This window comes from Zoogloea sp. GW822-FHT05C07, assembly GCF_058800215.1.
Genome location: NZ_CM179510.1, coordinates 4,569,274 through 4,593,446 on the forward strand (window position 1 = coordinate 4,569,274; position 24,173 = coordinate 4,593,446).

The 24,173-nt window shown below is 64.2% G+C and carries 16 protein-coding genes; 6 read left to right on the forward strand and 10 right to left on the reverse strand.

The genetic code is table 11. The features are described 5' to 3' along the window. Window positions 1-57: 57 nt before the first annotated feature. The 3 genes from AC3QL2_RS21135 to AC3QL2_RS21145 all read left to right on the forward strand — a co-directional run bounded on the left by AC3QL2_RS21135 (window position 58) and on the right by AC3QL2_RS21145 (window position 5,129). A complete protein-coding gene (locus tag AC3QL2_RS21135; protein WP_493232735.1) occupies window positions 58-789 on the forward strand; it encodes a S1 family peptidase in 732 nt (243 codons plus the stop codon). Window positions 790-930: 141 nt separating this feature from the next. After that, window positions 931-3,633, forward strand: a complete 2,703-nt coding sequence (gene acnA / locus AC3QL2_RS21140; protein ID WP_493232734.1) for an aconitate hydratase AcnA — start codon at window positions 931-933, stop codon at window positions 3,631-3,633. Window positions 3,634-3,794: 161 nt separating this feature from the next. After that, entirely contained in the window at window positions 3,795-5,129 is a 1,335-nt protein-coding gene (locus AC3QL2_RS21145) for a helix-turn-helix domain-containing protein (protein WP_493232732.1), read from the forward strand. Window positions 5,130-5,182: 53 nt separating this feature from the next. Here AC3QL2_RS21145 and AC3QL2_RS21150 read toward each other — a convergent pair whose 3' ends face one another. Beyond that, the gene (locus AC3QL2_RS21150) at window positions 5,183-7,690 is read right to left on the reverse strand and encodes a chemotaxis protein CheB (RefSeq protein WP_493232730.1); all 2,508 of its coding nucleotides are present in this window, start codon (window positions 7,688-7,690) and stop codon (window positions 5,183-5,185) included. 330 nt (window positions 7,691-8,020) lie between these two features. On the opposite strand from AC3QL2_RS21150, the gene AC3QL2_RS21155 reads away from it, so the two are divergent. Beyond that, complete coding sequence (locus AC3QL2_RS21155; protein ID WP_493232728.1) at window positions 8,021-9,493, forward strand: RNB domain-containing ribonuclease; 1,473 nt, start codon at window positions 8,021-8,023, stop codon at window positions 9,491-9,493. A 71-nt stretch (window positions 9,494-9,564) separates the two neighbouring features. Here the strand turns inward: AC3QL2_RS21155 and AC3QL2_RS21160 are convergent, their stop codons facing one another. The 5 genes from AC3QL2_RS21160 to AC3QL2_RS21180 form a co-directional block, all read right to left on the reverse strand. Continuing rightward, a complete protein-coding gene (locus AC3QL2_RS21160) occupies window positions 9,565-10,179 on the reverse strand; it encodes a tyrosine-type recombinase/integrase (RefSeq protein ID WP_493236685.1) in 615 nt (204 codons plus the stop codon). 144 nt (window positions 10,180-10,323) lie between these two features. After that, the gene (locus tag AC3QL2_RS21165; RefSeq protein ID WP_493240299.1) at window positions 10,324-11,418 is read right to left on the reverse strand and encodes an IS5 family transposase; all 1,095 of its coding nucleotides are present in this window, start codon (window positions 11,416-11,418) and stop codon (window positions 10,324-10,326) included. A 260-nt stretch (window positions 11,419-11,678) separates the two neighbouring features. Next, on the reverse strand, window positions 11,679-14,786 hold the full coding sequence (locus AC3QL2_RS21170) for an efflux RND transporter permease subunit (protein WP_493236272.1): 3,108 nt from the start codon (window positions 14,784-14,786) through the stop codon (window positions 11,679-11,681). Between the two features lie 14 nt (window positions 14,787-14,800). Beyond that, window positions 14,801-15,799 carry an efflux RND transporter periplasmic adaptor subunit gene (locus AC3QL2_RS21175; RefSeq protein ID WP_493236270.1) on the reverse strand — a complete coding sequence of 333 codons (999 nt, stop codon included), beginning with the start codon at window positions 15,797-15,799 and terminating at the stop codon, window positions 14,801-14,803. 35 nt (window positions 15,800-15,834) lie between these two features. Then, window positions 15,835-17,265, reverse strand: a complete 1,431-nt coding sequence (locus AC3QL2_RS21180; protein WP_493236269.1) for a TolC family protein — start codon at window positions 17,263-17,265, stop codon at window positions 15,835-15,837. 235 nt (window positions 17,266-17,500) lie between these two features. Here AC3QL2_RS21180 and AC3QL2_RS21185 point away from each other — a divergent pair, with 235 nt between their 5' ends. Further along, window positions 17,501-19,450: a helicase-related protein gene (locus AC3QL2_RS21185; protein WP_493236268.1), complete on the forward strand. Its 1,950-nt coding sequence runs from the start codon at window positions 17,501-17,503 to the stop codon at window positions 19,448-19,450. 17 nt (window positions 19,451-19,467) lie between these two features. Here the strand turns inward: AC3QL2_RS21185 and AC3QL2_RS21190 are convergent, their stop codons facing one another. Next, window positions 19,468-20,160: a hypothetical protein gene (locus AC3QL2_RS21190; RefSeq protein WP_493236266.1), complete on the reverse strand. Its 693-nt coding sequence runs from the start codon at window positions 20,158-20,160 to the stop codon at window positions 19,468-19,470. A gap of 158 nt (window positions 20,161-20,318) precedes the next feature. On the opposite strand from AC3QL2_RS21190, the gene AC3QL2_RS21195 reads away from it, so the two are divergent. Then, entirely contained in the window at window positions 20,319-21,089 is a 771-nt protein-coding gene (locus tag AC3QL2_RS21195; protein ID WP_493236265.1) for an oxygen-binding di-iron domain-containing protein, read from the forward strand. 34 nt (window positions 21,090-21,123) lie between these two features. Here AC3QL2_RS21195 and AC3QL2_RS21200 read toward each other — a convergent pair whose 3' ends face one another. The 3 genes from AC3QL2_RS21200 to AC3QL2_RS21210 are packed head-to-tail and all read right to left on the reverse strand — an operon-like array spanning window position 21,124 to window position 24,106. Continuing rightward, complete coding sequence (locus tag AC3QL2_RS21200; RefSeq protein WP_493236264.1) at window positions 21,124-22,302, reverse strand: vWA domain-containing protein; 1,179 nt, start codon at window positions 22,300-22,302, stop codon at window positions 21,124-21,126. Window positions 22,303-22,315: 13 nt separating this feature from the next. Next, entirely contained in the window at window positions 22,316-23,158 is an 843-nt protein-coding gene (locus AC3QL2_RS21205; protein ID WP_079435023.1) for an AAA family ATPase, read from the reverse strand. Window positions 23,159-23,185: 27 nt separating this feature from the next. Beyond that, window positions 23,186-24,106, reverse strand: coding sequence for a histone deacetylase family protein (locus AC3QL2_RS21210; RefSeq protein WP_493236263.1), 921 nt, complete (start codon window positions 24,104-24,106; stop codon window positions 23,186-23,188). Window positions 24,107-24,173 lie beyond the last annotated feature (67 nt).

Genomic DNA, 24,173 nt, shown 5'->3' on the forward strand with positions numbered 1-24,173 from the left:
GGTTGGCGGGATCATCGGCCACGAGATCAAGAAATAGGGGACATGCCAGGTGCGGACATGATCGAATCCCTTCTCCTCACTGCCGCGCGCATTTCCACGTTCTCCCCGCAGCGGCGCTTGACCAGTGCCAGCGGCTTTTTCTTCGAGCGGGACGGCCAGCTGTTCCTCGTGACCAGCCGTCACGTGCTGTACGACGAGCCGACCGGTCATGCTCCGACCCGGATCGAGATCGAGCTGCACATCGACCCGGCCAACATCGCCGCGTCCACCGGGTTTTCCATTCCCCTGTACCAGGCAGGCCGTAGCGTATGGCGGCAGGGGACGGATACGGCAGGCAAGATCGACGTGGCGGTGATCCCCATCGAACGCGGTGCGCTGCCGCCCGATACGCTTTACCGCGCCTTCACGCCGCGGCATTTGCTGGGGCAGTTCGAACTGGTGGAGGTCGGGACGGCCTTGCTGATCCTCGGCTTTCCCCTTGGCTTCCACGACACCCTGCACCATATTCCGGTGGTCCGTCATGGGATCGTCGCCTCGTCCTTCGGCCTGCGCTTTCAGGGGCAAGGCTATTTCCTGACCGATGCCCGGACCCACCGAGGTAGCAGCGGTGCGCCGGTGGTCATGCGGATCGCCAGACCGGATACCGGACGGGAGGAGCTGCCGTGGATCTTGCTGGGTGTCCATTCGGGAAGGCTCGACGTCGGCCCACGGGACTTGAAGGACGACGAAATGCTTGGCCTCAATAGCGCGTGGTACGCGGACATCCTGCTCACCTTGACGACGACCTGACGCCGGCCCGGGCGTCTTTCGAGTGGGGGCGAACGATGCCGGGGCGAGGGAGTCCGAAAGGGGTCCGGTTCGTTCTTCCTTCGGATCTCGCGGGCGCTTTCCGCCTACGGTCCGGTTAGCGTAGCGCCACAGGAGTCCGCCATGTCCGCCCGCACTTTCGACACCCTTCGTGACTTCGAAATAGGTTCTGGCCGCAGGGGGCGCCTCCATTCGCTGCCGGCACTGGAGGGCACTGGATTTCCTCACCTGGGCCGCGTGCCGGTTTCCCTGCGCATCATGCTCGAATCCCTGCTGCGCAACCTCGATGGCAAGCGCATCACCGAAGCCCATGTGTGCCGCCTGGCCGGCTGGCAGGCCCTGGCAGAACGCAGCGAGGAGATTCCCTTCGTGGTGGCCCGCATCGTGCTGCAGGACTTCACCGGCGTGCCGCTAATGTGCGATCTGGCCGCCATGCGCGGAGTGGCGCAACGCTTCGGCAAGGACCCGGGGATCATCGAGCCGAGGGTGCCGGTGGATCTGGTGGTCGATCACTCGGTGCAGGTGGACCATTTCCGCGAAGCCGATGCCCTCGACCTCAACATGCGTCTCGAATTCCGCCGCAATGCGGAGCGCTACCGTTTCATCAAGTGGGGCATGCAGGCCTTCGACAGCTTCCGCGTGGTACCGCCGGGAATCGGCATCGTGCATCAGGTGAACCTGGAATACCTGGCCCGTGGTGTGATCCGCCAGGGCGACCTGTATTACCCCGACACCCTGGTCGGCACCGATTCCCACACCACCATGATCAACGCCCTCGGCGTGGTTGGGTGGGGCGTCGGGGGCATCGAGGCGGAAGCCGGCATGCTCGGCCAGCCGGTGTACATCCTTACCCCGGACGTGGTCGGTGTGCACCTTGCCGGCCGCCTGCGGGAGGGTGTCACTGCCACCGACCTGGTGCTGGCGGTCACCGAGATGCTGCGCAAGGCCCGGGTGGTCGGCAAGTTTGTCGAATTCTTCGGCGACGGCACGGCCTCCCTGACCCTGCCGGATCGGGCCACCCTCGCCAACATGGCGCCGGAATACGGCGCGACGATGGGCTTCTTTCCGCCGGACGAAGTCACCGCCGCCTATCTCGCCGCGACCGGGCGCAGCGACGAGGAGGTGGAGGCATTCGTCAGCTACTACCAGGCCCAGGAGTTGTTCGGCATCCCGCGGACCGGCGAGATCGACTACAGCGCGCAACTGGAACTGGATCTCGCCACCGTGGTGCCCAGCGTGGCCGGCCCCGGGCGCCCTCAGGACCGCATCGGCCTGCCCGAGTTGAAAGCACGTTTTGACACTTTGCTGGCCCGGCCGGCAGGCGAGGGCGGCTACGGGAAAGCAACTGGGGCGCAAGCCGAACGTCCGCTGCTGGCCGACGGCTCCAGCCTCGGTCACGGCGACGTATTGATCGCTGCCATCACCTCGTGCACCAATACCTCCAACCCAGGCGTGATGCTGGCCGCCGGGCTGTTGGCGCAGAAAGCCGTTGCCCGTGGCCTGAAGGTCGCGTCCCATATCAAGACCTCTCTCGCCCCCGGCTCGCGGGTGGTGACGGACTACCTGGGCAAGGCTGGCCTGCTGGAGCCGCTGGAAGCGCTGGGCTTTCGCGTGGTGGCCTACGGTTGCACCACCTGCATCGGCAATGCCGGTCCGCTGGCGCCGGAGCTGGAAGGCCTGATCGCCGGCCACGATTTGGTATGCGCGGCGGTGCTGTCGGGCAATCGCAACTTCGAGGCCCGCATCCACCCGGCCATCAAGGCCAACTTCCTGATGAGCCCGCCGCTGGTGGTGGCCTTCGCGCTGGCCGGACGGGTCGGCATCGACATGGCGACGGAGCCTCTCGGCATTGGCAGCGACGGCACGCCGGTCTTCCTGCGCGACATTTGGCCGAGTCAGCAGGAGGTGGCCGCGGCCCTAGCCCACGCCACCGACCCGGCGATCTACCGCCGCCTCTACGCCGACTTTGCCGCAGGCAACCCGCTGTGGAACCGGATTTCCATCAGCACCGGTGAGACCTATGGCTGGGATGCCTCCACCTACATCGCCGAGCCGCCATTCTTTACCGGTTTCGACATGCAGCCCGCGCCGCAGCCGGTCATCCGCAACGCCCGCGCGCTGGCGATCTTTGGCGACTCGGTGACCACCGACCACATCAGCCCGGCCGGTTCGATCAAGCCAGCCTCGCCGGCCGGCCTGTGGCTGCAGGCCCACGGGGTGACACCCGACGAGTTCAACAGCTATGGCTCGCGCCGCGGGCACCATGAAGTGATGATGCGCGGCACCTTCGCCAATGTGCGCATCCGCAACCGGATGCTCCCAGCCGACGCGACCGGCAAACCTGTGGAGGGCGGCTTGACGCTGGTTCAGCCGGGAGGCGCGCAGAAATCCATCTTCGATGCGGCGATGGACTACCTGGCCGCCGGCATACCGACGTTGATCTTTGCCGGCGAGGAGTACGGAACCGGATCGAGCCGCGACTGGGCCGCCAAGGGTACCCGCCTGCTCGGCGTGAAAGCGGTGGTGGCCAAGAGCTTCGAGCGCATTCACCGCTCCAACCTGGTCGGCATGGGCGTGCTGCCCCTGCAGTTCATGGATGGAAACGACGCAGCGACGCTGGCGATCCGCGGCGATGAGCTGTTCGACCTGTCGGGCCTGGAAGAGGGCATCGCACCGCGCCAGCCGGTCACGCTGACGATTCGCCGGCTGGATGGAACTGCCCGGAGCGTCGCGCTGCTGCTGCGTATCGATACGCCGGTGGAGGTGGAGTATTACCAGCACGGGGGCATCCTTCCCTATGTATTGCGGGAACTGCTGCACATGTGAGGTGTTTTCCCCTTCATCGAGGCCGGTCGCCGCTTGAAATCGACAAAGTCATATGTTGGCTGGCGTACGTAGTAAACGATATTTTTGATCTATGCTGCTTTAGCGAGATTGGAACCAAAAAATATAAAAAACGAAAAAATTGCTTTAAATAAGGGGGTGGGATGACCAACACTATGAGCGAAGGCTCTTTACAGAACAGGATTCTTGCTGCTCTTCTGCCGGACGAACGCGCCCGGCTGGAAAACGATTTCGAGTGTGTAAGCCTGCCTGCCGGACAGACTGTTTTCAGGTCAGGCGATCACTTGGGCTTCGTCTATTTCCCCACCACCTGCACCTTTTCGCGGATCGCCACCACGGAGGATGGGGCGTCGGTCGAACTGGCGATGACCGGCAATGACGGCTTCGTCGGCATTCCACTGGTATTGGGCGGTGACACCAGTCACTACAAGGTTGTTGTTCAGCGGGCGGGTGGGGCTTTCCGCCTGCGCGCCGAGGTGATGTCGTGGGAGCTTGAGCAGGGCGGCAGTCTGCGCCGGATGGCGCTGTGTTACATCCAGGCGCTGATGACCGAGATTGCCCAGAGCGTGTTGTGCAACCGGCACCATTCCGTCGATCAGCAGCTCTGCCGCTGGCTGCTCCGGAGCCTCGATCAAAGTTCCGGCATGGAGCTCGATGTCACACAGGAGACGATATCCAACCTGCTGGGCGTGCGCCGCGAAGGCATCACCGAGGCGGCCGGCAAGCTCCAGGCCGCTGGGTTGATCCACTACCGCAGGGGCCACATCACGGTGCTGGATCGCGCCGGGCTGGAGGCCCGGGTCTGTGAGTGCTACCGCGTGGTGAAGCGTGAGTATGAACGGCTGTTCAGCCTGACGACCGAGAGTCTTGCCCTGCCGCGTGCCCGCCCGAACCCGGCCACCCTGCGGCAGCGTGCGGAGGCGCGTCTGAAGCAGACCCAGCCCTTTGCCGATGACTCCCAGTGGGACACCACCCGTTTGCTGCATGAACTTCAGGTGCATCAGATCGAGCTGGAAATGCATAACGAGGAGCTTCAGCTGGCCTATGACGAGGCCGATGCCCTGCGCGAGAAATACGCGGATCTCTACGATTTCGCGCCGGTCGGCTATTTCACCCTCGACGCCCAGAGCGTCATCCTGCAGATCAACCTGGCGGGGGCGATTCTGCTTGGTATCAGGCGCTCACAGATGGGACGCTTTCGCTTCGGCGCCTTTGTGAAACCGGCCTTTCTGCCCGAATTCAACAGTTTTGTGGAAGAGGTACTACGCGGCAAGACCAGGAGCAAATGCGCTATAGCCTTGGCGGCCACCGACCATCGTCCCGAGGTCCTGGTCCGGATAGAAGCCTCGTCCGACGCCGAAGGCCGGGAATGCCGCATGGTGGTGATGGATATCAGCCAGGAAAACGGGCTGCCCTTTCATGAGGCAGTGCGGGCGCTCGTTTCGACAGGCCGGCGTGGTCTCGATGCCGTTCAGTAGGCATCGAGCCTGAAAAGCCTGCTCATGTTGAGCCGACACGCTGCCGGCAGCGCTTATCGCCGTGCCTTGCGTTTTCTCAGTTGGGCTTCGAGCTGCTTGATGGCGGTGATGTCGATGAAGGTGACCACTACGCCGTCGATCACGTTGTCCTGGGTCCGGTAAGGCATGATGCGTACCCGATACCAGCGACTGTCCGCGGTGCAGACCTGTTTCTCGCGGAAGTTCAGGGTGGTCAGCACGGACACGGCGTCATCGTGGAGGTCGGGGTAATCCAGGTCGGTGACGATATCGGACAACGGGCGCCCGACGTCGCCTGGGATGAGCTTGAAAAGATGGGTGGCGTGGGTGGTGAAACGCCGCAGCTTCATCTCGTTGTCGAGGAAAATGGTGGCGATTTCCGTGCTGTTGAGCAGGTTCGTCATGTCGTTTCGTGCCCAGGTGAGGTCATCCACCTTGGACTGGAGTTCGGCATTGATGGTCTGCAACTCCTCGTTCATCGACTGCAACTCTTCCTTGGAGGTGGTGAGCTCCTCGTTGGTGACCTGGAGTTCCTCGTTGGCCGACCGCGCTTCCTCGAGGGATGCCTGCATCTCTTCCTGGTTGATGCGCAGCGCCTCGCGCAGCTGATTCAGTTCGAGCATCAGGGCACTCTCCCGCTCGGAAGCCAGTCGCTTGCGCGGTTGACTGCCCGATGGCGATTTCACGTCGGTGAATACGACCAGCACGCGATTGCGCAGGGCATCCGGTTTCTCGATGCCCTGTACGGTGACATTGACCGTCTGCATGCGTCCGTTCACTTCCACCTGCAGCCCGTCCAGCTGAATGGGTTGCGTCTGGTGCAGGGCGTTGCGGATAACCCCGATCAGGGCGTCGCGCAGGCCATCGCGGGCCATGGCGTGGATGTTGATATTGACCTTGCCGGCGGCGGGTTCCAGGTATTTTCCGATGCGGCCGCTGATGTAGAGGATGTCGCCATCGCCATTGACCAGTACCGCTGCCGGCGAGAAGTTCTGCTGGATCAGCTGATCGGTCTGGTATTCCAGGCTGTCCCGGTAGTCGGCGCGCCCGCTGCTTTCCACAATCGGGGCGCTGGACGGGGGGCGGGTCGGGAAGTCCAGCCACGGTGAGCGTGCGCTCTGGTCGATGCGCTGGAAGACGTGCATCTTTTTGTCCAGCGGCGCAAAAAGGCTGGCGAAACCGCCAATGGTCTCGGCGCTGCCAAGGACCAGGATGCCGTCACGGTTGAGGGCGTAGTGGAAGAGGGGCAACACCTTTCTCTGCAAGGCCTGGCCGAAGTAGATCAGCAGGTTGCGGCAGGAGAGGATGTCGAGCCGTGTAAACGGTGGGTCTGAGACGACATTCTGCGGCGCGAAGATCACCATCTCGCGGATGTTCCGGTTGAGCCGGAAGCCGCCATCCTCGGCGACGAAATGGTGGGCCAGCCGTTCGGGCGACACGTCGGCCGCGATGTTGGCCGGGTAGCAGGCTTTGCGCGCCTTGTCGACGGCATCCATGTCCAGATCGGTGGCGTAGATCTGCAAGGTGAAATGCCCTTGGGGCTTCACGTTTTCCAGCGCCTCCTTGAAAACGATCGCCAAGGAATAAGCTTCTTCGCCCGTCGAGCAGGCCGGCACCCACGCGCGTAGGATCTGGCCGTCGGGATAGCGGTTAAATAGCGCCGGAATGGCGGTGTCACGCAGGAAATCCCAGACTGGGGGATCGCGGAAGAAGTTGGTGACGCCGATCAGCATTTCTCGAAAGAGCAGGTCGAGCTCCTGCGGGTTGTCACGCAGATAACCCACATAGCTGGCGATGCCGTCGATCTGGAGCAGGGCGATGCGTCGTTCGATACGCCGGAGCAGGGTGCTGGGCTTGTACAGGGAAAGGTCGTTGCCGCTACGGTTGCGGAGCAGGACGATGATGCGTTCAAGGGCGTTCTGATCGCGTCTTTCGGGTGTTTCATCGATCGGCGTATGGCGCACGGCATGCCGGAGATAGGCCGTAATGCGTGCGCTGAGTTGATCACAAGGCGCGACGATATCGACCATGCCCGCCTTGATGGCATTGTCGGGCATGCTGCCGGCCTTGGCCGTGGCCGGATCCTGCGCAAGCGTGAGGCCGCCTTTCTCCTTGATCGCGCCGAGCCCGAGCATGCCGTCCGATCCCATGCCGGACAGGATCACGCCGATGGCCTTGTGCTGGCGATCCTCGGCCAGGGTGCGCAGGAAGAAATCGATGGGCAGGCGCAAGCCGCGCTTTTCGTTCGGATCGAACAGGTGCAGGCTTCCGTGCAACAGCGACAGATCCTTGTTGGGAGGAATGACGTAGATGCAGTTCGGTCTAATGGTCATGTGCTCAGCCGCTTCGACCACCGCCATGCGGGTGTTCCGCTGCAACAGCTCGGGAAGATTGCTGTGGTGCTCCGGGTCCAGGTGTTGGACGATGATGAAGGCCATGCCACTGTCGGCCGGCGTATGGCTCAGCATCGCCTCTAGGGCTTCGAGGCCACCGGCGGAGCAGCCGATGCCGATCACCGGAAAGTCGGATTCAAGCCCCTCCATTCTTTGCTCGCGATGGTTTCCACCCTGAGAGGCGCCTGCCATGGCCGGTTGGTCTGGTGTGGTCATGGGTGACGGGGAAGAAGATTTTCCGTTTGTCATGTAATTTTCGGCAGGGAAGGGGGTAGTTCGGGCGCTCGCTGTGGCATTGGTTCCCGCGGTGCATATGAACCCGGAGGGGGCCGGCAGACGGACTATACTGCCTTGTAGAAAGCACGTTTACGAATATCCGCCGCTTCGACTGGAGTGGCTTGGCGCGTCAGTCATTCAAGCCGCCACGGTAACGAGTGGTTCCGGGCGAAAATGCCGTACAGCATGCTGCGGGGAGGTTGAATGCGAAGCGCATTGAGCAACCACCGGACTACCCTGACCACGATTGCAAGTCTGGCAATGTTCAGTCGTGGGCTGGAACCTGAATACGCCCGTAGCGTGCAGGATCAAGTGGCCCGACTGAAGGGCCCGGCTCGCGAGACAGGCAAGAATATCCGCGATCTGACCGAGCTCCCGTGGTGCTCGATTGATAACGATGACTCCCGTGACCTGGATCAGCTGACTGCAATCCAGCCGCTTTCGCGGGGAGCTACAAGGGTGTTCGTGGCGGTGGCCGACGTCGATGCACTCGTCGCCAAGGGGTCGCCAATTGACGAACATGCCCGCGTCAATACGACCTCGGTTTATACCTCTGCGCGCGTGTTTCACATGCTCCCCGAGCGTCTGTGCACCGATCTGACCTCGCTCAATCCCGACGAGGATCGCTTGGCCCTGGTGACCGAGATGGAGTTTACCGACGACGGGATATTGGTCGGCTCGACGATTTACCGCGCCATGGTGCGGAACAAAGCCAAGCTGGCCTATGACGCGGTTTCCGCCTGGATCTGTGGCTCCGGCGATTTGCCAGGCGCTGCGCAAGCCGTCGTCGGCATGAACATTCAGTTGCGAGTGCAGGACGAGTTGGCCCAGAAACTTAGGGTGTTGCGCCGCGCGCAAGGCTCATTGGAGTTCCAGACATTCCAGCCGCGGGCACTTTTCGAAGGTGAAAGAATCACTGCCATTCGGCAGCAGGAGCAGAATCGGGCGCGGCAGTTGATCGAGGAGTTGATGATCGCCACCAATGGCTGTACGGCGCGTTTTCTGGCACAGCAGGGGAGCGCATCACTGCGGCGGGTCGTCCGATCCCCTGAGCGTTGGTTGAGGATCGTGGAGGTGGCCAAGACTTATGGTGTGACGCTTCCTGATCAGCCGGATGGCAGGGCGCTTGAAGCCTTTCTCGCACGGCAGCATAAATCCGACCCGCTGCGTTTCCCCGATCTCTCGCTCGTTATCGTGAAGTTGATGGGCTCGGGAGAATATGTGGTGGAGCGCCCGAATGGGCAGTCTATCGGCCACTTTGGTCTGGCAGTGGAGGCCTATATGCATTCCACTGCCCCTAATCGACGTTTTCCGGACTTGATCACCTTACGCCTGCTGAAAGCCGTATTGCAGAATGCCCGTTCGCCCTATTCAAACGATGAGTTGGATGAATTGGCCTTGCATTGCACTACCCAGGAGGATGCCGCCCGTAAGGTGGAGCGCCAACTCCGTAAATCGGAAGCGGCACTGCTGCTGCATACGCGGGTTGGACAACGATTTGACGGGCTCGTTACCGGAATTGGGCCGGAGGGCACTTGGGTGCGTATTTTTGAGCCCCCGGCGGAGGGGCGCCTCAAAGGCCCGCTTCCTTTACTGAAAATCGGGCAGTTGATTCGAATTCGGTTGGTATCCACATCAATTGAGCGAGGGTTTATTGACTTCGTTCTAGAGAATTAAGCTCAAGGGTATGCTGGATTACCTAGAATGAAGCATTCTGAATTTGACCTTATTTTCCCGACAGCTGTGATTCATGAGTTCTCTGCGTTGGTCCAGCAGGTCGGTGCGGTGATATGCAGCCTCAACCTTGTCCTTGATGGTGTGTGCAAGGGACCGCTCGGCGAGACCACGTGAGTATCCTTTCTCGCAGCACCAGTCCCGGGAACTGTCCAGATGGCGTTCTTGCGATCGACCTCCGCCCAGGTCATACCGCGTACTTCGCCAGATCGGGAGGCCGTCAGGATCAGAAACTCCAGCAGCGTCCGAGTCACATCAGGACGTTTGCCGGGTTGCTGTGCAAGAAGGTGTCCCACAACGTCGACGGGATTCGATTGACAATGACCATGCGCCCGTCCCCAGGCCATCACTGCGTGGATTCGCTGCTTCACCCGACTGGCAGTTTCTGCCTTGGTGAGCCAGATCGGCTTCAGCGTCTCAGCCACATCACCGGGTTGGATCTCATGGAGAAACTTGGCTCCAAGCTTTGGGAAGACGTACTCGGTCAGTGTGTTGATCCACTGCGGACCATGCTTGGGGTTTTTCCAGCCGGGAAGTGGATCCTTGTGGAGCGTCTCCGTGGCTTCTTTGAAGGTTGGGATCTTGGGTTTCTCTTCAATCTTGGCCTTTTCTTCCTCTAGCAGGCCGATGCAAAAAGCTCAGACTCCACGTCCAGCCTGAAGCCCGTTGTTTGATCTCTCATGACTTCATTCCCGAAATTGGATTCTCAATCCCATTTTTATGCCCATAGACTGGGCAGGGAAATGGGTTTTCACCCGATTCCAAGTGCCGCTTCATGCCGCACTCCCCATCGTCTGCAATTTCGCAATCCGCAGCAGGTTGTACGCCGCTGCCGACAAATAGGCGGCGATCTGGGTTCGGGCTTCTCCGATGAAACGGGTCTTTCTCATTCCACCCACCGTCTTCAACCACCCGAAGATCTCTTCAACCCGCTTTCTCTTGCGCTGGCTGACCTTGTAGCCTTCGGTGCAGGTCGTCCGTCCATCGAGGCCCGGTGTCTTGCGTCCTTCAATTCGGGCGATATGAGGTTTGATCTTGTGCTCGCGCAAATGCTGGACAAAGTCCTTCACGTGGTAGCCCTTGTCGGCCCCCAGCGTCTTGGGATGAATCCTGCGGCGCCGGGCGCGGGTGAGCAGTTGGCGAGCCGCTTTGTGTTCGGCCATCGTCGCATCGGTGATGAGCAGATCGATACACAGGCCGCTGCGGTTCTCCATGAGCGCATGGCCGCCGTAACTGAGCTTGGCCGGTTGGCCGTTGCCTTTCCTCATGAGCTTCGCGTCGGGATCGGTCGTGCTCCGGTGGGTGGCGTTGGAACGCTTCTCGCCTTTGAAGTCCACCATGCCGGTGCCGTCACCGCCGGGCTTGGGGGGCTCGTCGTCGTCCTTGCGCTTGAAGCTCTTGAAGGATGCCCAAGCGTCGATCAAGGTGCCATCCACGGTGAAGTGATCGGACGACAGCAGCTTGTCCTTGCGGGCCAGACGCACCACTTCGTCAAAGAAACGACGGGCGATGTCCGTTTCCACCAATCGCTCGCGCAGGCGGCTGAAATTGGATTGATCCAATCCACCCGACTCCAGGTCCAGATCGAGAAACCAGCGAAACAGCAGGTTGTAATCGAGTTGCTCACAGAACTGCCGATCCGAGCGCACCGAGTAAAACGCGATCAGCAACTGCGCCTTGAGCAACCGCTCCGGCGGAATCGACGGTCGGCCGCCCTTGGCGTAAAGCCCATCGAGTTCCGCGGAAATCGCCGAGAGTGCCGAGTCGGCCAGTTTCTTCACCGGACGCAGCGGATGATCGGCCGGAGTCCGGGACTCGACCGAGAAATAGTGGAACATCGAGGACTGGGGATCGACTTCGCCGCGCATCGGTGCTGTGCCTGGGGTTTGAAGGATACGGCTAGGACAGGTGGGTGGCCGGATCGTTCACTGGGTTCTGCATCAGCCTGCTAGGGGGACTCACTCTCCGCCAAGACCAGTTTCAAGCAAAAAGCCCTGAGCAATCAGGGCTTTTTGCTTTTCTGCATTTGAATTCCACGAATAGGCTGGCGGATCGACTTTCGCGCTTCCCTACGGTGGCTGGACAACGTTCTTTGGGAAAGGTCACGCGGTCCGCCTCAGGTTGAAAATCAGGCGGCTTTTCCATCTGTGCTGCCTGCCTCGAATCGTCCGAACCGCAAGGCCAGGGTTGGCAGCACCAGCAGATTGAGCAGGGTCGAGGTGACGATGCCGCCCAGGATGATGACAGCCATTGGTCCTTCAACTTCGTTGCCCGGCTCGCCGCTCTGCAGGGCCAGGGGCAGGAGGCCGAGGCCGGTGACCAGGGCGGTCATCAGGATCGGCGCGAGGCGTTCGGTGGCGCCGAGCAGCGCCGTTTCCAGGTTCCACGCGTGCCCTTCCTCCCGCACCAGATATTGGTAGTGGGAGATGAGCATGATGGCGTTGCGCAGGGTAATGCCGAACAGGGTCACGAAGCCTACCAGTGAGCCGAGGGAGAGCAGGCCGCCTGTTGCGAAGGCCAGCACCAGTCCGCCGACCAGCGCAAAGGGCAGGTTGGTCATCACCAGCAGCATGCTGCGCGTACTCCTCAGCGCCAGATAAACCAGGATGCCGATGGCGATCGCGGCCACGCCGAAATCGACCAGCAAGTCCTGCCGCGCCTGAGCCTGGGCCTGGGCTTCGCCGGCGAAGGCGAAGAAGTAGCCCCGGGGCAGTTTCAGGTCGGTGCTCAGGCGCTGTCGGGCGTCGGCGACGACTTCCTCCACGGTGCGCCCGGCCACCTGGGCTGTCACCGTCTGGAGGCGCTGGCCACCGCTGTGGAGGATGAGGTAACGGCCTTCCGTCTCGCGGATGTCGGCCAGCCTGCGCAGCGGAACGGTCATCCCTGCTGCATTGCGCAGTGGCAGATCGCCGACGCTGGCCGGGTTGCGCCGGGCTGCCGCTGCCAGCACGACGGTGACGTTGCTGACCGCGTTGCCCTCGTACACCTGGGCGACATCGGTGCCCTGGTAGGCAGTCTGGATGGCCTCCAGCACGTCCAGGGGGGCGAAGCCCCAGCGGGCGAGCTGGTCCTGGCGCAGGCGCACCGACAGCTGGGGCAGCATCGGCGGCGACTGCTGAGTCACGCCGCTGGCGCCCGGAACGGCGGCCAGGATGGCCTGGGCCTGGCGGGCCAGGCTGTCCAGCACATCCAGGTCGGCGCCGAAAATATTCAGGATGATCGGTGCCGTGTAGCCGGACAGGGTTTCCTGGATGCGCTCGGTGAGGAAGGTCTCGGAGGTGAAGCTGAGGCCCGCGAACTGGGCCAGGATTTCCCGCATGCGTGCCTGGGTCGCTTCCTGGGCCTCCGCGTCCAGCCCCGGCACCAGGTCCACCTCGAACTCGCTGTACTGCGGGCCCAGCACATCCACGCCGCGGGCGGTGCGGCCGGCGCGTTGGGCCACGCTACGGATGTTGGGCACGTCGAGCAGGGCCTTGCTGACCTGGGCCCCGATGCGCAGGGCTTCCTGCAGCGACGTGCCGGGCGTGGCGCGCATATGCACGATGACGTGGCCCTCGCGCAGTTCCGGCAGGAACTCCATGCGCAGGAAGGGCAGGGTTGCCAGCGCAATCACGGCCAGGCCGGCCAGGGCGAGCACGACGGCGCGCCAGTGCGCCTCGACATGCACGAGCCGCCGGGCGTAATGCGCCTTGAGCCAGGCATAGAGCCGGGGCTCCTCCACATCCTCGTCCCGGGCCGCCAGCAGCAGGTAGCACAGAGCCGGCGTCAGCGTTAGCGCCACGACGAGGGAGGACAGGATGGCCAGCAGGTAGGCGAGGGCCAGCGGCGCGAACAGGCGGCCGGCCACGCCGGTCAGGCTCAGCACCGGCAGGAAGACCGCGGCGACGGTGAAGGTGGCGTAGATCACCGCGCCGCGCACTTCGGTGGAAGCCCGTACGACCACCTGCAGCGCAGTGAGCGGGTAGCCCAGGCGCCGGTTCTCGCGCAGGCGCCGGTAGATGTTTTCCACGTCGATGATCGCGTCGTCCACGACCTCGCCCAGCGCCAGGGCGAGGCCGCCCAAAGTCATGGTGTTGAGCGCCACGCCCATGTGGTGGAGGACGACGATGGCTGCCAGCAGCGACAGGGGAATGGCCGTCGCCGAGATGAAGGCGGTACGCGCGTTGAACAGGAACAGGAAGAGTACCAGCACCACCATGCCGGCACCGAGCAGCAGGGCCGTGCGCAGATGGTCCGTTGCCGCCACGATGAAATTGGCCGGCCGGAACAGGTCCGCATGCAGTTCGATGTCCTGGGCCGCCAGCACGGGACGCAGGCTGTCCATTGCTGCGTCGAGTTCGCGGGTTACCGACACGGTGTCGGCGCCGTACTGGTTGCTGACCATCAGGATCACGCCGGGCCGGCCCTGCACGTTGGCGCCGCTGAACGGCACCTCGCTGCCGAGCGCAACCGTCGCCACATCCGCCAGCCGTACGACGCTGCCGTTCTGCGTCCGCAGCAAAACCTGGCCAAGCTGTGCGGCCGACGTGGCTTGCGCCTCGGTGGTGAGGACGATGCGCTGGTTGGCGGTGTCGAGTACGCCGGCACCGCGCACGCCGGTCGCGCGCTGCGCGGCGGCCACCACATCCTGCAGTGACAGCCCGAGGCGCACGAGCTTCTCCGGCACCACCTGAACCTGGTACTGCTTCACGTCACCGCCATAGATGCCCACGTCGGAGACGCCGGGGCGGCCCAGCAGGCGGGGCTTCAGCGTCCACTCGGCAAAGCTGCGTAATTCCATCAGCGACCTGGAGCCGGACGTCAGGCCGATGCCCAGCACCTGGGTGGTGGCGGAACTCAGTGCGGTCATCCGCGGGCTGCGCACCCCGGCTGGCAGTTCGCCGGCCAGCGCAGCCAGCTGTTCGCTGACCAACTGGCGGGCGCGCCAGATGTCCGTCGCGTCGCTGAAGGTGAGGGTGATGACGGAGACGCCCTGGATCGACTGGGAGCGCATGGAGGCAAGGCCTTTGGCGCCGCCGAGGACGTTCTCGACGCGCTGGGTGACCAGTTGCTCCACCTGCTCGGCCGACAGGCCCGGCGCTTCCGTCTGCACGGTGACCAGCGGCGGCGTGAACTCGGGGAAGACGTCGAGCCGCGACTGGCTCAGCGCATACACGCCGTAACCGAGCAGCAGGCAGGCCAGGGCGACCATCACGCCACGCAGGCGCACGGCGGAATCGATGAGGGCGGTCAGCATCACGGGCGAGGGCGTCAGTCGTTGTCCGTCTGTCCAGCCGTCGCGGGCCGCGACTCCTCGGACAGCAGCAGCTGCGCGCCGCGAACGACGACCTGTTCGCCGGCTGTGAACGCGCGTGTCACGATGAAGTCGCCATCCCGCGGTTGGCCGGCATCGACGGGGCGCCGCGCGAAACGTGCGTCGGCAATCTGCACATAGGCCCACGGCTGGCCGCCGTACCAGACGATGGCGTCGGCCGGAATGCGCACGCCGCCAGCGCCTGGTGCATGGGCGCTCAGGCGCAGGCCGGCGGGCAGGTCGGCCGTCGTGCGATAGAAATGCGCCTGTCCGTGGAAGGCAGCATCGGCTTGTGGGGAGGGCGATACGCGCCGGGCCTCGAGGGGCGGCATGCCATCGCTGGTGATGAAGACCACCGGCGGCGCTTCATTCGTCGGCGGCACGACACGCAGCAGGGCTTCGTGCCGTGCCAGCAGGGGTGCGAGCGCACGGTCTCCCTGGCTGTCGGCCCAGTTGGCGATGACCGTGCCGAACTGGTTGCGCAGCGCGCTTTCGACGTTGCCTAGGGTTGCCTGGGACGCGCGTGACTTGGCATTTGCCGCTGCGACGGCGGTGCGGGCGGCCTCCAGCGCCTTGAGCGAGGCGGTGCCGCCATCCTGGTACAGGGCTTCGATGCGGGCCTGCTCGGCGCGGGCGGCTCCGAGGGCGGCGTCGGCTGCCGCCAGATCTGCCGCGGCCGCGTCGCGGCGGCTGGTGAGTTCCGCAAGAGGCTGCAGGTCGACCACCGTGCCGTAGAACTCCGCGCCGCTGCCCGCGCCGGCCGGGGCGAGCGCGGCGGTCCGGATGTCGCTGCGCACCTGCACGGCCTTGTCGAGGCTCAGTACGGTGAGGCCGTCCTCCACCGTCACACGCGACGGGATGGCTGCGCCGTCCTGCTCCGCCTCGCGGCCTTCTTCCGCGCGGGATTGCAGGAAACCGGCCACGCTGAGTCCAATCACCAGGAGCGGTACGAGCACCAGCGAGGCGCGTCTGAGGGTCTTGTTGGGCATCATCACTTCAGGTTGCGATTGTCGTCCGCCGCTATGGCGAACGGTTGTTGCAGGGCGTCTTCCAGGCGTCCCACTGCGCTTTGCAGTTGCAGGTGGGCATCTAGTACGGACAGGCGGGCAGCCAGCTGTAGCCGCTCGGCCAGCGCCACGGCCAGGCGGTCCTCCTGGCCGGCGGCGAAGGCCTTGTGCAGGCGCGAAAGCTGGCGTGCCTGTTCGGCGAGCTGGGCTTCCCGCTGCTGCAAGCTTTCCTGGGCGCTGACGCATTCGGTCATCGCGGCGTCCGTTTCCACCAGGGCCTGGCTTTCCAGCAGATGGATGCGCGCCTTGGCCTCCCGGCGCCGTCCGCGTGCTTCGGCGATGGGGCCCTCGTTGCGATTGAAGAGCGGTAGCTCCAGGCCACCGAAAGTGAAGCCAGGGCGGCGGGCGCCCTGGTCGAAGGTGTAGCCGGGGCCCAGGGTGATGTTGGGATACTGGCGGGCAATCTCTACCTGCAGCGCGGACTGGCTGGCGTCGAATTGGGCCAGTGCGGCGGCCAGGTCGGCGCGATTCAGCAGCGCCTGCCTTTGTAGTGTGCGGGCGGGCAGGGGCGGGAGCGGCTGCTCGAAGGCCGACAGGTCCAGCGCCACCGCGCCGAGCGCCGGCAGACCCACGCCCAGCGCGGTGGCCACGGCGGCGCGGGCGTTGTCGGCCTGGCGCCGGGCGGCCAGCTGCTCGCCCTGGGTTCGCAGCAGGGCGAGCTGTTGCTGACTGGCTTCCCAAGGAGAAACGTCGCCCAGCACACGCCGCCGCTCGAAGCGTCCTGCGATGTCCAGGTCGAGCAGCGCCTGTTGCTGAAGGAGGGTCCCGCGGGCTTCCGCATGCCACAGGGCCAATAGCGCCGAACGCAGGCGGCTGCGCACGCCCCACGCGGAGGCTGCGAAGCCGAAGCGTGCCGCATCGCCAAGTTGCGACGCCTGATTGATGCGGTAAGTGCGACGGCCGCCGGTTTCGATGGGAATATCGAGGGCGAAACCCAGGGTCCAGGGTGATGTGCCGGCCTGGGGATTGAGCGTGCCCTGCAGCGGCAGTTGCAGGGTCGGATTTGGCCGTTGTGCGGCGGTGAGGCGACCGGCTTCCACCGTTGCCAGGCGCGCGCGAGCGGTCTCCAGTTCCGGATTGTAATAAAAGGCCGCCAGTGTCAGTGCCTCCAGATTCCAGCTTTCCGGCGGCAGGGCCGTGCCGTGCTGCAGGAGGTAGCGCTGCAGCTCGGCCGAGTTCAGCGTGCGGGCTTCATGGGTGTCGGCGATCGCGGCGGCAGACAGGGGCTGCGGATCGAAGTGGTCGGTGGCACAGGCCGTGAGCGCCGCGCAGGACAGCACGAGGATGCGCCGGGCCCATGCCGGCAGGGACGTCCCGCGGCCCCACCGGCGCGGGGGCTGTGGCAAACCGCTCATCAAGACATGCCTACCCTGTATAAGAAGATGCCCGGCGGAAGCCGGAAACGCGCAACACTACCGTGAGTGGCGGATTTACTCCAGCACGCAGGCCCAGGGCCGGGCAGGCGGCTTGTGGAACATTTCCCCCTTGGCCGTGGATTTGGGCGTGCCGGGGAAGGGGCGGTCGAATAAGATGTGCGCCCCCAATGTTTTGCCCGTCGGATGCACCGATGGCAGCGTAGATAGGATAGATATGGATACACCCCCGAACCCGCCGGAAGCCCTGCGCTTCTCCCGCACCTTCAGCGGCAACCGGGTGTGGCTGGCCGTGGGCCGGACCGTACGGATCCGGGGCGATGCGTTTCGGGTCTTTGGCCATCTGCCCGAGAGCTGCCTGGGCCAGGCGAGCCATTGGCGACGCCGGCCGGGCGACGTACGGGATGCCCTTGAGCAGGCCATGCTCAAGGAAGTCGGTGCTGAGCTGGAATACGCGCTGGAAGCGGCGATCATCGAAATCGGCGCCTACCTGGACGCCTGTGCGGCGGAAGGACTGCAAGCCAATCTGCGCAAGCTGAAGGAGCTGTGGTCCGGCGGCGATCTGGATCTTTCCACGGTCGGCAAGGGCCTGGCCCAGTCCCTTAACGATCTGCGCGCCAAACAGCGCCACCACGATCTGGCGGAACAGATCGGGCGGACGCTCAAGCTGTCCGATTATCCGGCCACCTTCCAGGCCGGCCGGCGTACGCGCCGGCTGGTGGCGGTGCTGGGGCCCACCAATTCCGGCAAGACCCACGACGCCTTCGAGCGCCTCGCAACAGCCGCGTCCGGGGTGTATCTGGGGCCGCTGCGCCTGCTGGCGCTGGAGGCGTTTACCCGCTTGAACGAGGAGTTCGGCGTCAGCGCGTCCCTGATCACCGGCGAGGAGCATCGTATCGTCGAGGGCAGCCGCGTGACGGCGTCCACCATCGAGATGCTGGACTCCTCCACAGCGGTGGAGGTGGCGGTCATCGACGAGATCCAGATGCTGGACGATCCGGATCGCGGCTGGGCGTGGACCCAGGCGGTGGTGGGCGCCAATGCCCGCGAGGTGTGGCTGGTCGGGGCCTTGTCGGCAGAGCCGGCCATAACGGCGCTTGCCGCCCGACTGGGCCTGCCGCTGGAGATCCGGCGCAAGCAGCGCAAGCATCCGCTGGTGGTGGGGCAGGCGCTGGGCAACGATCCCGCGGCCGCGCTGCGGCGCGCCAAGCCCGGCGACGCCTTCATCGTCTTTTCGCGGCGGGACGCCCTCAATCTGCGCGACGATCTGATGGCCCTGGGAAAGTCGGTGGCCTGCATCTATGGCGCGCTGTCGCCGGAGGTGCGGGAACGGGAGGCGCACCGTTTTGCCGGCGGCGATGCGGACATCCTCGTCGCTACCGACGCCATCGGCATGGGGCTCAATCTGCCGATCCGGCGCGTCGTATTCACCGCCGTGCAGAAGTATGACGGCACGTCACGGGGAACCCTGTCGCCGTCATTGTTGCAGCAGATCGGCGGTCGCGCCGGGCGCTTCGGCCATCACGACGAGGAGGGCGTCGTGGCAGGCCTTACCCCGGCCGAGCACCGGGTGGTGAGCAGTCTCATGAAAACCCACCAGGAACCGCTGGAGGCGAAGGGCTTCCAGATCACGGCGGGTTCGGCCTACCTGGAGCAGATCGCCGAAATGTCGGGCGACCGCCGGCTGGAGGCGCTACTGTCCCTGTTCCTGCTCCACGCGGACTGCGGCGACGGCTTCTTCACGCCCCACATTCCGGAGGAACAGCTGGCCCGCGCGGCCCAGCTGGACCGCATGAAGAACCTCAGCCTGCATCAGAAGCACGTGTTCTCGATGGCACCGATGGCATCGCAGAACGAGACGATCGACGGCGTGTGGCGCGACTGGGCCTACAGTGCCAACAAGGGCAAGACGATTGCGCTGGATTTCCTGCCCCAGTCGCCGCGGCGTGCCTCGCTGGAGGAGGCGGAAACCACCGTGCGCCTGCTGGCCGCCTATCGCTGGTTTGCCTACCGGCTGCCCGAACTGTTCGTCGATCTGGAACTTGCCGACATGCATCTGGCGCCGTGGATCGCCGCGGTGGATGGCCACCTGCGCAGCCGCCGCCGTCAGGGTGCAGGAGGCGGGCGCAAGGGCGTGCCGAGCTGGTACTGGCCCGTCAGGCGCTGACGGGCGGGGGCGTTTCGTCAGGGCGTCTGCTGGTAAACGCTGTACGCGCTCATGACCTTCGGCGGTTTGATGCCACCGGTGACCGGGTCGAACAGGGACGTGGACTTGGTGGGCTGGTTGGCGAACGCCGCCGCGCGGTCTTTCGTGGCTTTGGTGCCGACCAGCATGTTGGTCCTTGCGTCGTAGATGCTCTTGGTTCTTGCATTGGTCAGGCGGGAGGGCGTACCACCCGGACCACGACCACCAGTTGCATCGACAAGGAGTGATCCGCTGCCCGCCTTGAGACCGGCACGGGCGCGCTTGCCAGTCGAATCACAGGCACTGTAGATGTCGGCACTCTGCCCGCTCAGGCTGGAGGGATCGGTGGACAGTACGACCCGTCCCGACGCTTCCTGGCGCGAGACGGCGCTGGGCCTGGCATGTCCGGAGATGCCCTGCATGGCGCACATCGTGGCGGATGGGGGACGCAGGTCCTCCGGGCGGACGCCCTCCCGGCTCATCACGTTCACGCCACCGAAGCCGGCCTGGGCGCCGGGGCCCTTGCGCATGGCCAGCAGCTTCTTGCGGGCCATGAGTGAACTGCTGTTCTGCTGGTTGTTCATGGCGGACGACGGGGCCCGGCTGGCGAAGCCGGTGTCGAGGGACCATGCGTAATCGACCGGTGCGAGCAGGATGACAATCGCGCAAAGTAGGGGTATGGCTTGTTTCACGACGGGGACTGGACTATCCGAAAGTGCTAAAACTACCCCAATGCCGTGCGAATGACGAGAAGTTTCTTTGACGACGGTCAATGTAGGTTGTTGTCACGTTTTCGCCATGTGGCGACTCGGATAAAGTATCGGTCTTTCTGATACGCGGAATGCACCCCATGGCAGTCGAACTCTTCAACAACGGCAAGCATGCCTGTCTGGCCTTTTATGATCTGGTGGACGAGGAAGCCGACCATGCGGTGCAGTGCAATCAGTTCCTGATCGTCGATGGTGAGCACGGCGCGCTGATCGACCCGGGCGGCAACATGACCTACAACGGCCTGCTGATGTCCATGCAGCGCTTCTTCCCGTCGCGTGGGCTCGACTACATCTTCGCCACTCACGCCGACCCGGACATCATCGCGTCACTCAACAAGTGGATGGTGTCCACCCATTGCAAGGTGATGATCTCCCGTCTGTGGACGCGCTTTGTGCCGCACTTCACCACCGGCAAGGATTATTCGGCGCGGATCATCGGCATTCCCGACGAAGGCATGAACATCCCGCTGGGCGAGAGCAAGATCAAGGCGGTGCCGGCCCACTTCATGCATTCGGAAGGCAACTTCCAGTTCTACGATCCGGTGTCCAAGATCCTGTTCTCCGGCGACATGGGCGCCTCGCTCGTCGATCACACCCAGGCGGCCGAGCCGGTGCGGGATTTCGACGACCACGTGATCACGATGGCCGGCTTCCATCGCCGTTACATGATCTCCAACAAGATCTGCCGCTTCTGGGTGAACATGGTCCGACAGATGGATGTGGAAATGATCGTGCCGCAGCACGGCTGCCGTTTCGAGGGCAAGGTCATGGTCAACCGCTTCCTCGACTGGATCGAACAGCTGCCGTGCGGCATCGACCTGCTGACCCAGGACAACTACCGGATGCCCTGACCGGAGCGTTTCCGGTTTCGCGCGGGAGTGGTGTTTACTGCTTCCGCGACAGGTGGGTGATGGCCCGCGTCAGGCCGTCCAGCGTGAGGGGGAACATGCGTTCTCCCAGCAGTTGCCGGACGATGCCGATGGACTGCCGGTAGTCCCACATGCGCTCCGGCTCGGGGTTGAGCCAGGCGATGGCGGGGTAGGCGTCGGCGAGGCGGCGCAGCCAGGTGGCGCCGGGTTCAGGGTTGCTGTACTCGATGGAGCCGCCCGGCTGCAGGATCTCGTAGGGGCTCATCGTTGCGTCTCCTACGAAGATCAGCTTGTATTCCGGGCCGTACTTGTGGAGCACGTCGAGGGTCGGCGTGCGCTCGCTATGGCGCCGACGGCTGTCGCGCCATACGTGGTCATACACGCAGTTGTGGAAGTAGAAGTACTCCAGATGCTTGAACTCGGTGCGGCAGGCCGAGAACAGCTCCTCACAGACCTTCACGTGGTCGTCCATCGAGCCGCCCACGTCGAAGAAGATCAGCACCTTCACCGCGTTGTGGCGCTCGGGGCGCATCAGCAGGTCCAGGTAGCCGGCGTTGCGCGCGGTGGCGGCGATGGTGCCGTCCAGGTCCAGTTCGTCCGGTGCGCCAAGGCGGGCGAAGCGGCGCAGGCGGCGTAGCGCCACCTTGATGTTGCGGGTGCCCAGTTCGACGGTGTCGTCCAGGTTGCGGTATTCCCGCTGGTCCCACACCTTGATCGCCGTGCGGTTGCCGGCCGATTCGCCGCCGACGCGGATGCCTTCCGGGTTGTAGCCGCTGTTACCGAAGGGCGAGGTGCCGCCGGTGCCGACCCATTTCGAGCCGCCCTGGTGGCGCCCTTTCTGCTCCTGCAGGCGCTTCTTGAACTCATCCATCAGCTTGTCCCAGCCGAGCTTCTCGAGCCTGGCCTTTTCTTCGGGGCTGAGGTGTTTCGTCGCCATGGCCTTCAGCCATTCCTCGGGCAGATCCACTTCCAGGCCGAGGATGGCCTCGATGCCCTTGAAGTACTCGCCGAAGGCCTGATCGAAGCGGTCGTACTGGCTCTCGTCCTTGACCAGGCTGGCGCGGGCCAGAAAGTAGAAGTCTTCCATGCTGTGCCCGCCCAGGCCAGCTTCGAGGGCTTCGAGCAGGGTCAGGAATTCCTTCGTGGACACCGGCAGCTTGCGGCTCTTGAGGTGCAGGAAGAAGTCGATGAGCATGGCGGCGTCCGGCTCAGCGGTTGCGCTGGGCCATGTAGACCAGGCGCTCGAAGAGGTGCATGTCCTGCTCGTTCTTCAGCAGCGCGCCATGCAGCGGCGGGATGGCAGCCTTCTGGTCGGGGGAGCGCAGGGCCTCTACCGGAATCTCTTCGGCCACCAGCAGTTTGAGCCAGTCGATCAGCTCCGACGTGGACGGTTTTTTCTTCAGGCCCGGCACGTCGCGCAGGCCGAAAAAGACCTCCAGGGCCTCCTTCAGCAGGGCCTGCTTGATACCGGGGAAGTGCACGTCGACGATCTTCTGCATCGTGTCCCGGTCAGGGAACTTGATGTAGTGGAAGAAGCAACGGCGCAGGAAGGCGTCCGGTAGTTCCTTCTCGTTGTTGGAGGTAATGAAGACGATGGGGCGGTGGCGAGCCTTGACGGTCTCGCGGGTCTCGTAGACATGGAACTCCATGCGGTCGAGTTCGCGCAGCAGGTCGTTGGGGAATTCGATGTCGGCCTTGTCGATCTCGTCGATCAGCACCACGGTCGGCTCGTCGGCATCGAAGGCCTGCCACAGCGTGCCCTTGACGATGTAGTTGCCGATGTCCTTCACCTTGTCGTCGCCGAGCTGGGAGTCGCGCAGGCGGGACACCGCATCGTATTCGTACAGGCCTTGCTGGGCCTTGGTGGTGGACTTGATGTGCCACTGCAGCAGCGGCATGCCGAGGGCTGCGGCGACTTCCTCGGCGAGCATGGTCTTGCCGGTGCCGGGCTCGCCCTTGATGAGCAGCGGGCGCTGCAGGCGGATCGCCGCATTGACGGCCAGCATCAGGTCGGGGGTGGCGACGTAGTTGTCGGAGCCTTCGAAACGCATGGGGAGTCCTCGCAGGGGTTTTCTCGATTATAGCGATGGTGCTTTACGTGCACGGAAGATGTGTGCGGCGGTGCTCACCGTGGCGACGTGGATGTCCACCGTGTCGTCGATCTGGCGGGCGTAGCCGCCGGCCATCGCGATGGCCACCGGCAGGCCGCGGCGCCGGCACTCGCCGAGCACCAGCTCGTCGCGGGCGGCGAGTCCGGCCTTGGTGAGCTTGAGGCGGCCGAGGCGGTCGTCTTCAAACGGATCGGCGCCGGCCAGATAGATGACCAGCTGCGGATCGGCGCGCCGGAACACCTCGGCCAGCGCCGGCTGCAGCGCGTCGAGATAGGCCCCGTCGCCGCTGCCGTCGGGCATGTCCACGTCCAGGTCGCTGCGTTCCTTGTCGAAGGGATAGTTGTGGGCGCCGTGGATGCTGAAGGTGAAACAGTCCGGCCGGTTGGCGAGGATCGCTGCCGTGCCGTTGCCCTGGTGCACGTCGCAGTCGACGATGGCCACGCGTTCGACGCGGCCTTCGGCGCGCATGGCCAGCGCGGCAATCGCCGAGTCGTTGAAGACACAGAAACCTTCGCCCCGGTCGCGAAACGCATGGTGGGTGCCGCCGGCCAGGTTGGCGGCGCAGCCGTCTTCGAGAGCGGCGCGGCAGGCGGCCAGCGTGGCGCCGGCGGAACGGCGTGAGCGCTCGACCATCGCCTCGGACCACGGAAAACCGATGCGCCGCTGGGCCTCCTTGTCCAGCATGCCGCGGGCCACGCTTTGCAGGTAGCGGGCATCGTGGGCGCGCAGGATCTCGGTATCGCTGGCAGCCGTCGGGACGTGGAAGTCGTCGGCATCGAACAGGCCGCCGGCGAGCAGGCGGGTGCGCAGGCGGGCGTACTTTTCCATCGGGAAGCGATGGCCTTCGGGCAAGGGCAGTACGAAGTGGTCGGCGTAGAACAGTTTCATCGCTGGGGGCGGGCTAGGGTGGTGGAGCGGGGGCAAAGCCCGCTGCTATCATTGATTGATCCACGGC

What these genes read in the sequence shown, in the direction of transcription:
- AC3QL2_RS21135 (WP_493232735.1), top strand. Translation starts at nt 58, where the DNA reads ATGATCGAATCCCTTCTCCTCACTGCCGCGCGCATTTCCACGTTCTCC.
- acnA (WP_493232734.1), top strand. Translation starts at nt 931, where the DNA reads ATGTCCGCCCGCACTTTCGACACCCTTCGTGACTTCGAAATAGGTTCT.
- AC3QL2_RS21145 (WP_493232732.1), top strand. Translation starts at nt 3,795, where the DNA reads ATGACCAACACTATGAGCGAAGGCTCTTTACAGAACAGGATTCTTGCT.
- AC3QL2_RS21150 (WP_493232730.1), bottom strand. Translation starts at nt 7,690, where the DNA reads ATGGAGGGGCTTGAATCCGACTTTCCGGTGATCGGCATCGGCTGCTCC.
- AC3QL2_RS21155 (WP_493232728.1), top strand. Translation starts at nt 8,021, where the DNA reads ATGCGAAGCGCATTGAGCAACCACCGGACTACCCTGACCACGATTGCA.
- AC3QL2_RS21165 (WP_493240299.1), bottom strand. Translation starts at nt 11,418, where the DNA reads ATGCGCGGCGAAGTCGATCCCCAGTCCTCGATGTTCCACTATTTCTCG.
- AC3QL2_RS21170 (WP_493236272.1), bottom strand. Translation starts at nt 14,786, where the DNA reads ATGCTGACCGCCCTCATCGATTCCGCCGTGCGCCTGCGTGGCGTGATG.
- AC3QL2_RS21180 (WP_493236269.1), bottom strand. Translation starts at nt 17,265, where the DNA reads ATGAGCGGTTTGCCACAGCCCCCGCGCCGGTGGGGCCGCGGGACGTCC.
- AC3QL2_RS21185 (WP_493236268.1), top strand. Translation starts at nt 17,501, where the DNA reads ATGGATACACCCCCGAACCCGCCGGAAGCCCTGCGCTTCTCCCGCACC.
- AC3QL2_RS21195 (WP_493236265.1), top strand. Translation starts at nt 20,319, where the DNA reads ATGGCAGTCGAACTCTTCAACAACGGCAAGCATGCCTGTCTGGCCTTT.
- AC3QL2_RS21200 (WP_493236264.1), bottom strand. Translation starts at nt 22,302, where the DNA reads ATGCTCATCGACTTCTTCCTGCACCTCAAGAGCCGCAAGCTGCCGGTG.
- AC3QL2_RS21205 (WP_079435023.1), bottom strand. Translation starts at nt 23,158, where the DNA reads ATGCGTTTCGAAGGCTCCGACAACTACGTCGCCACCCCCGACCTGATG.
- AC3QL2_RS21210 (WP_493236263.1), bottom strand. Translation starts at nt 24,106, where the DNA reads ATGAAACTGTTCTACGCCGACCACTTCGTACTGCCCTTGCCCGAAGGC.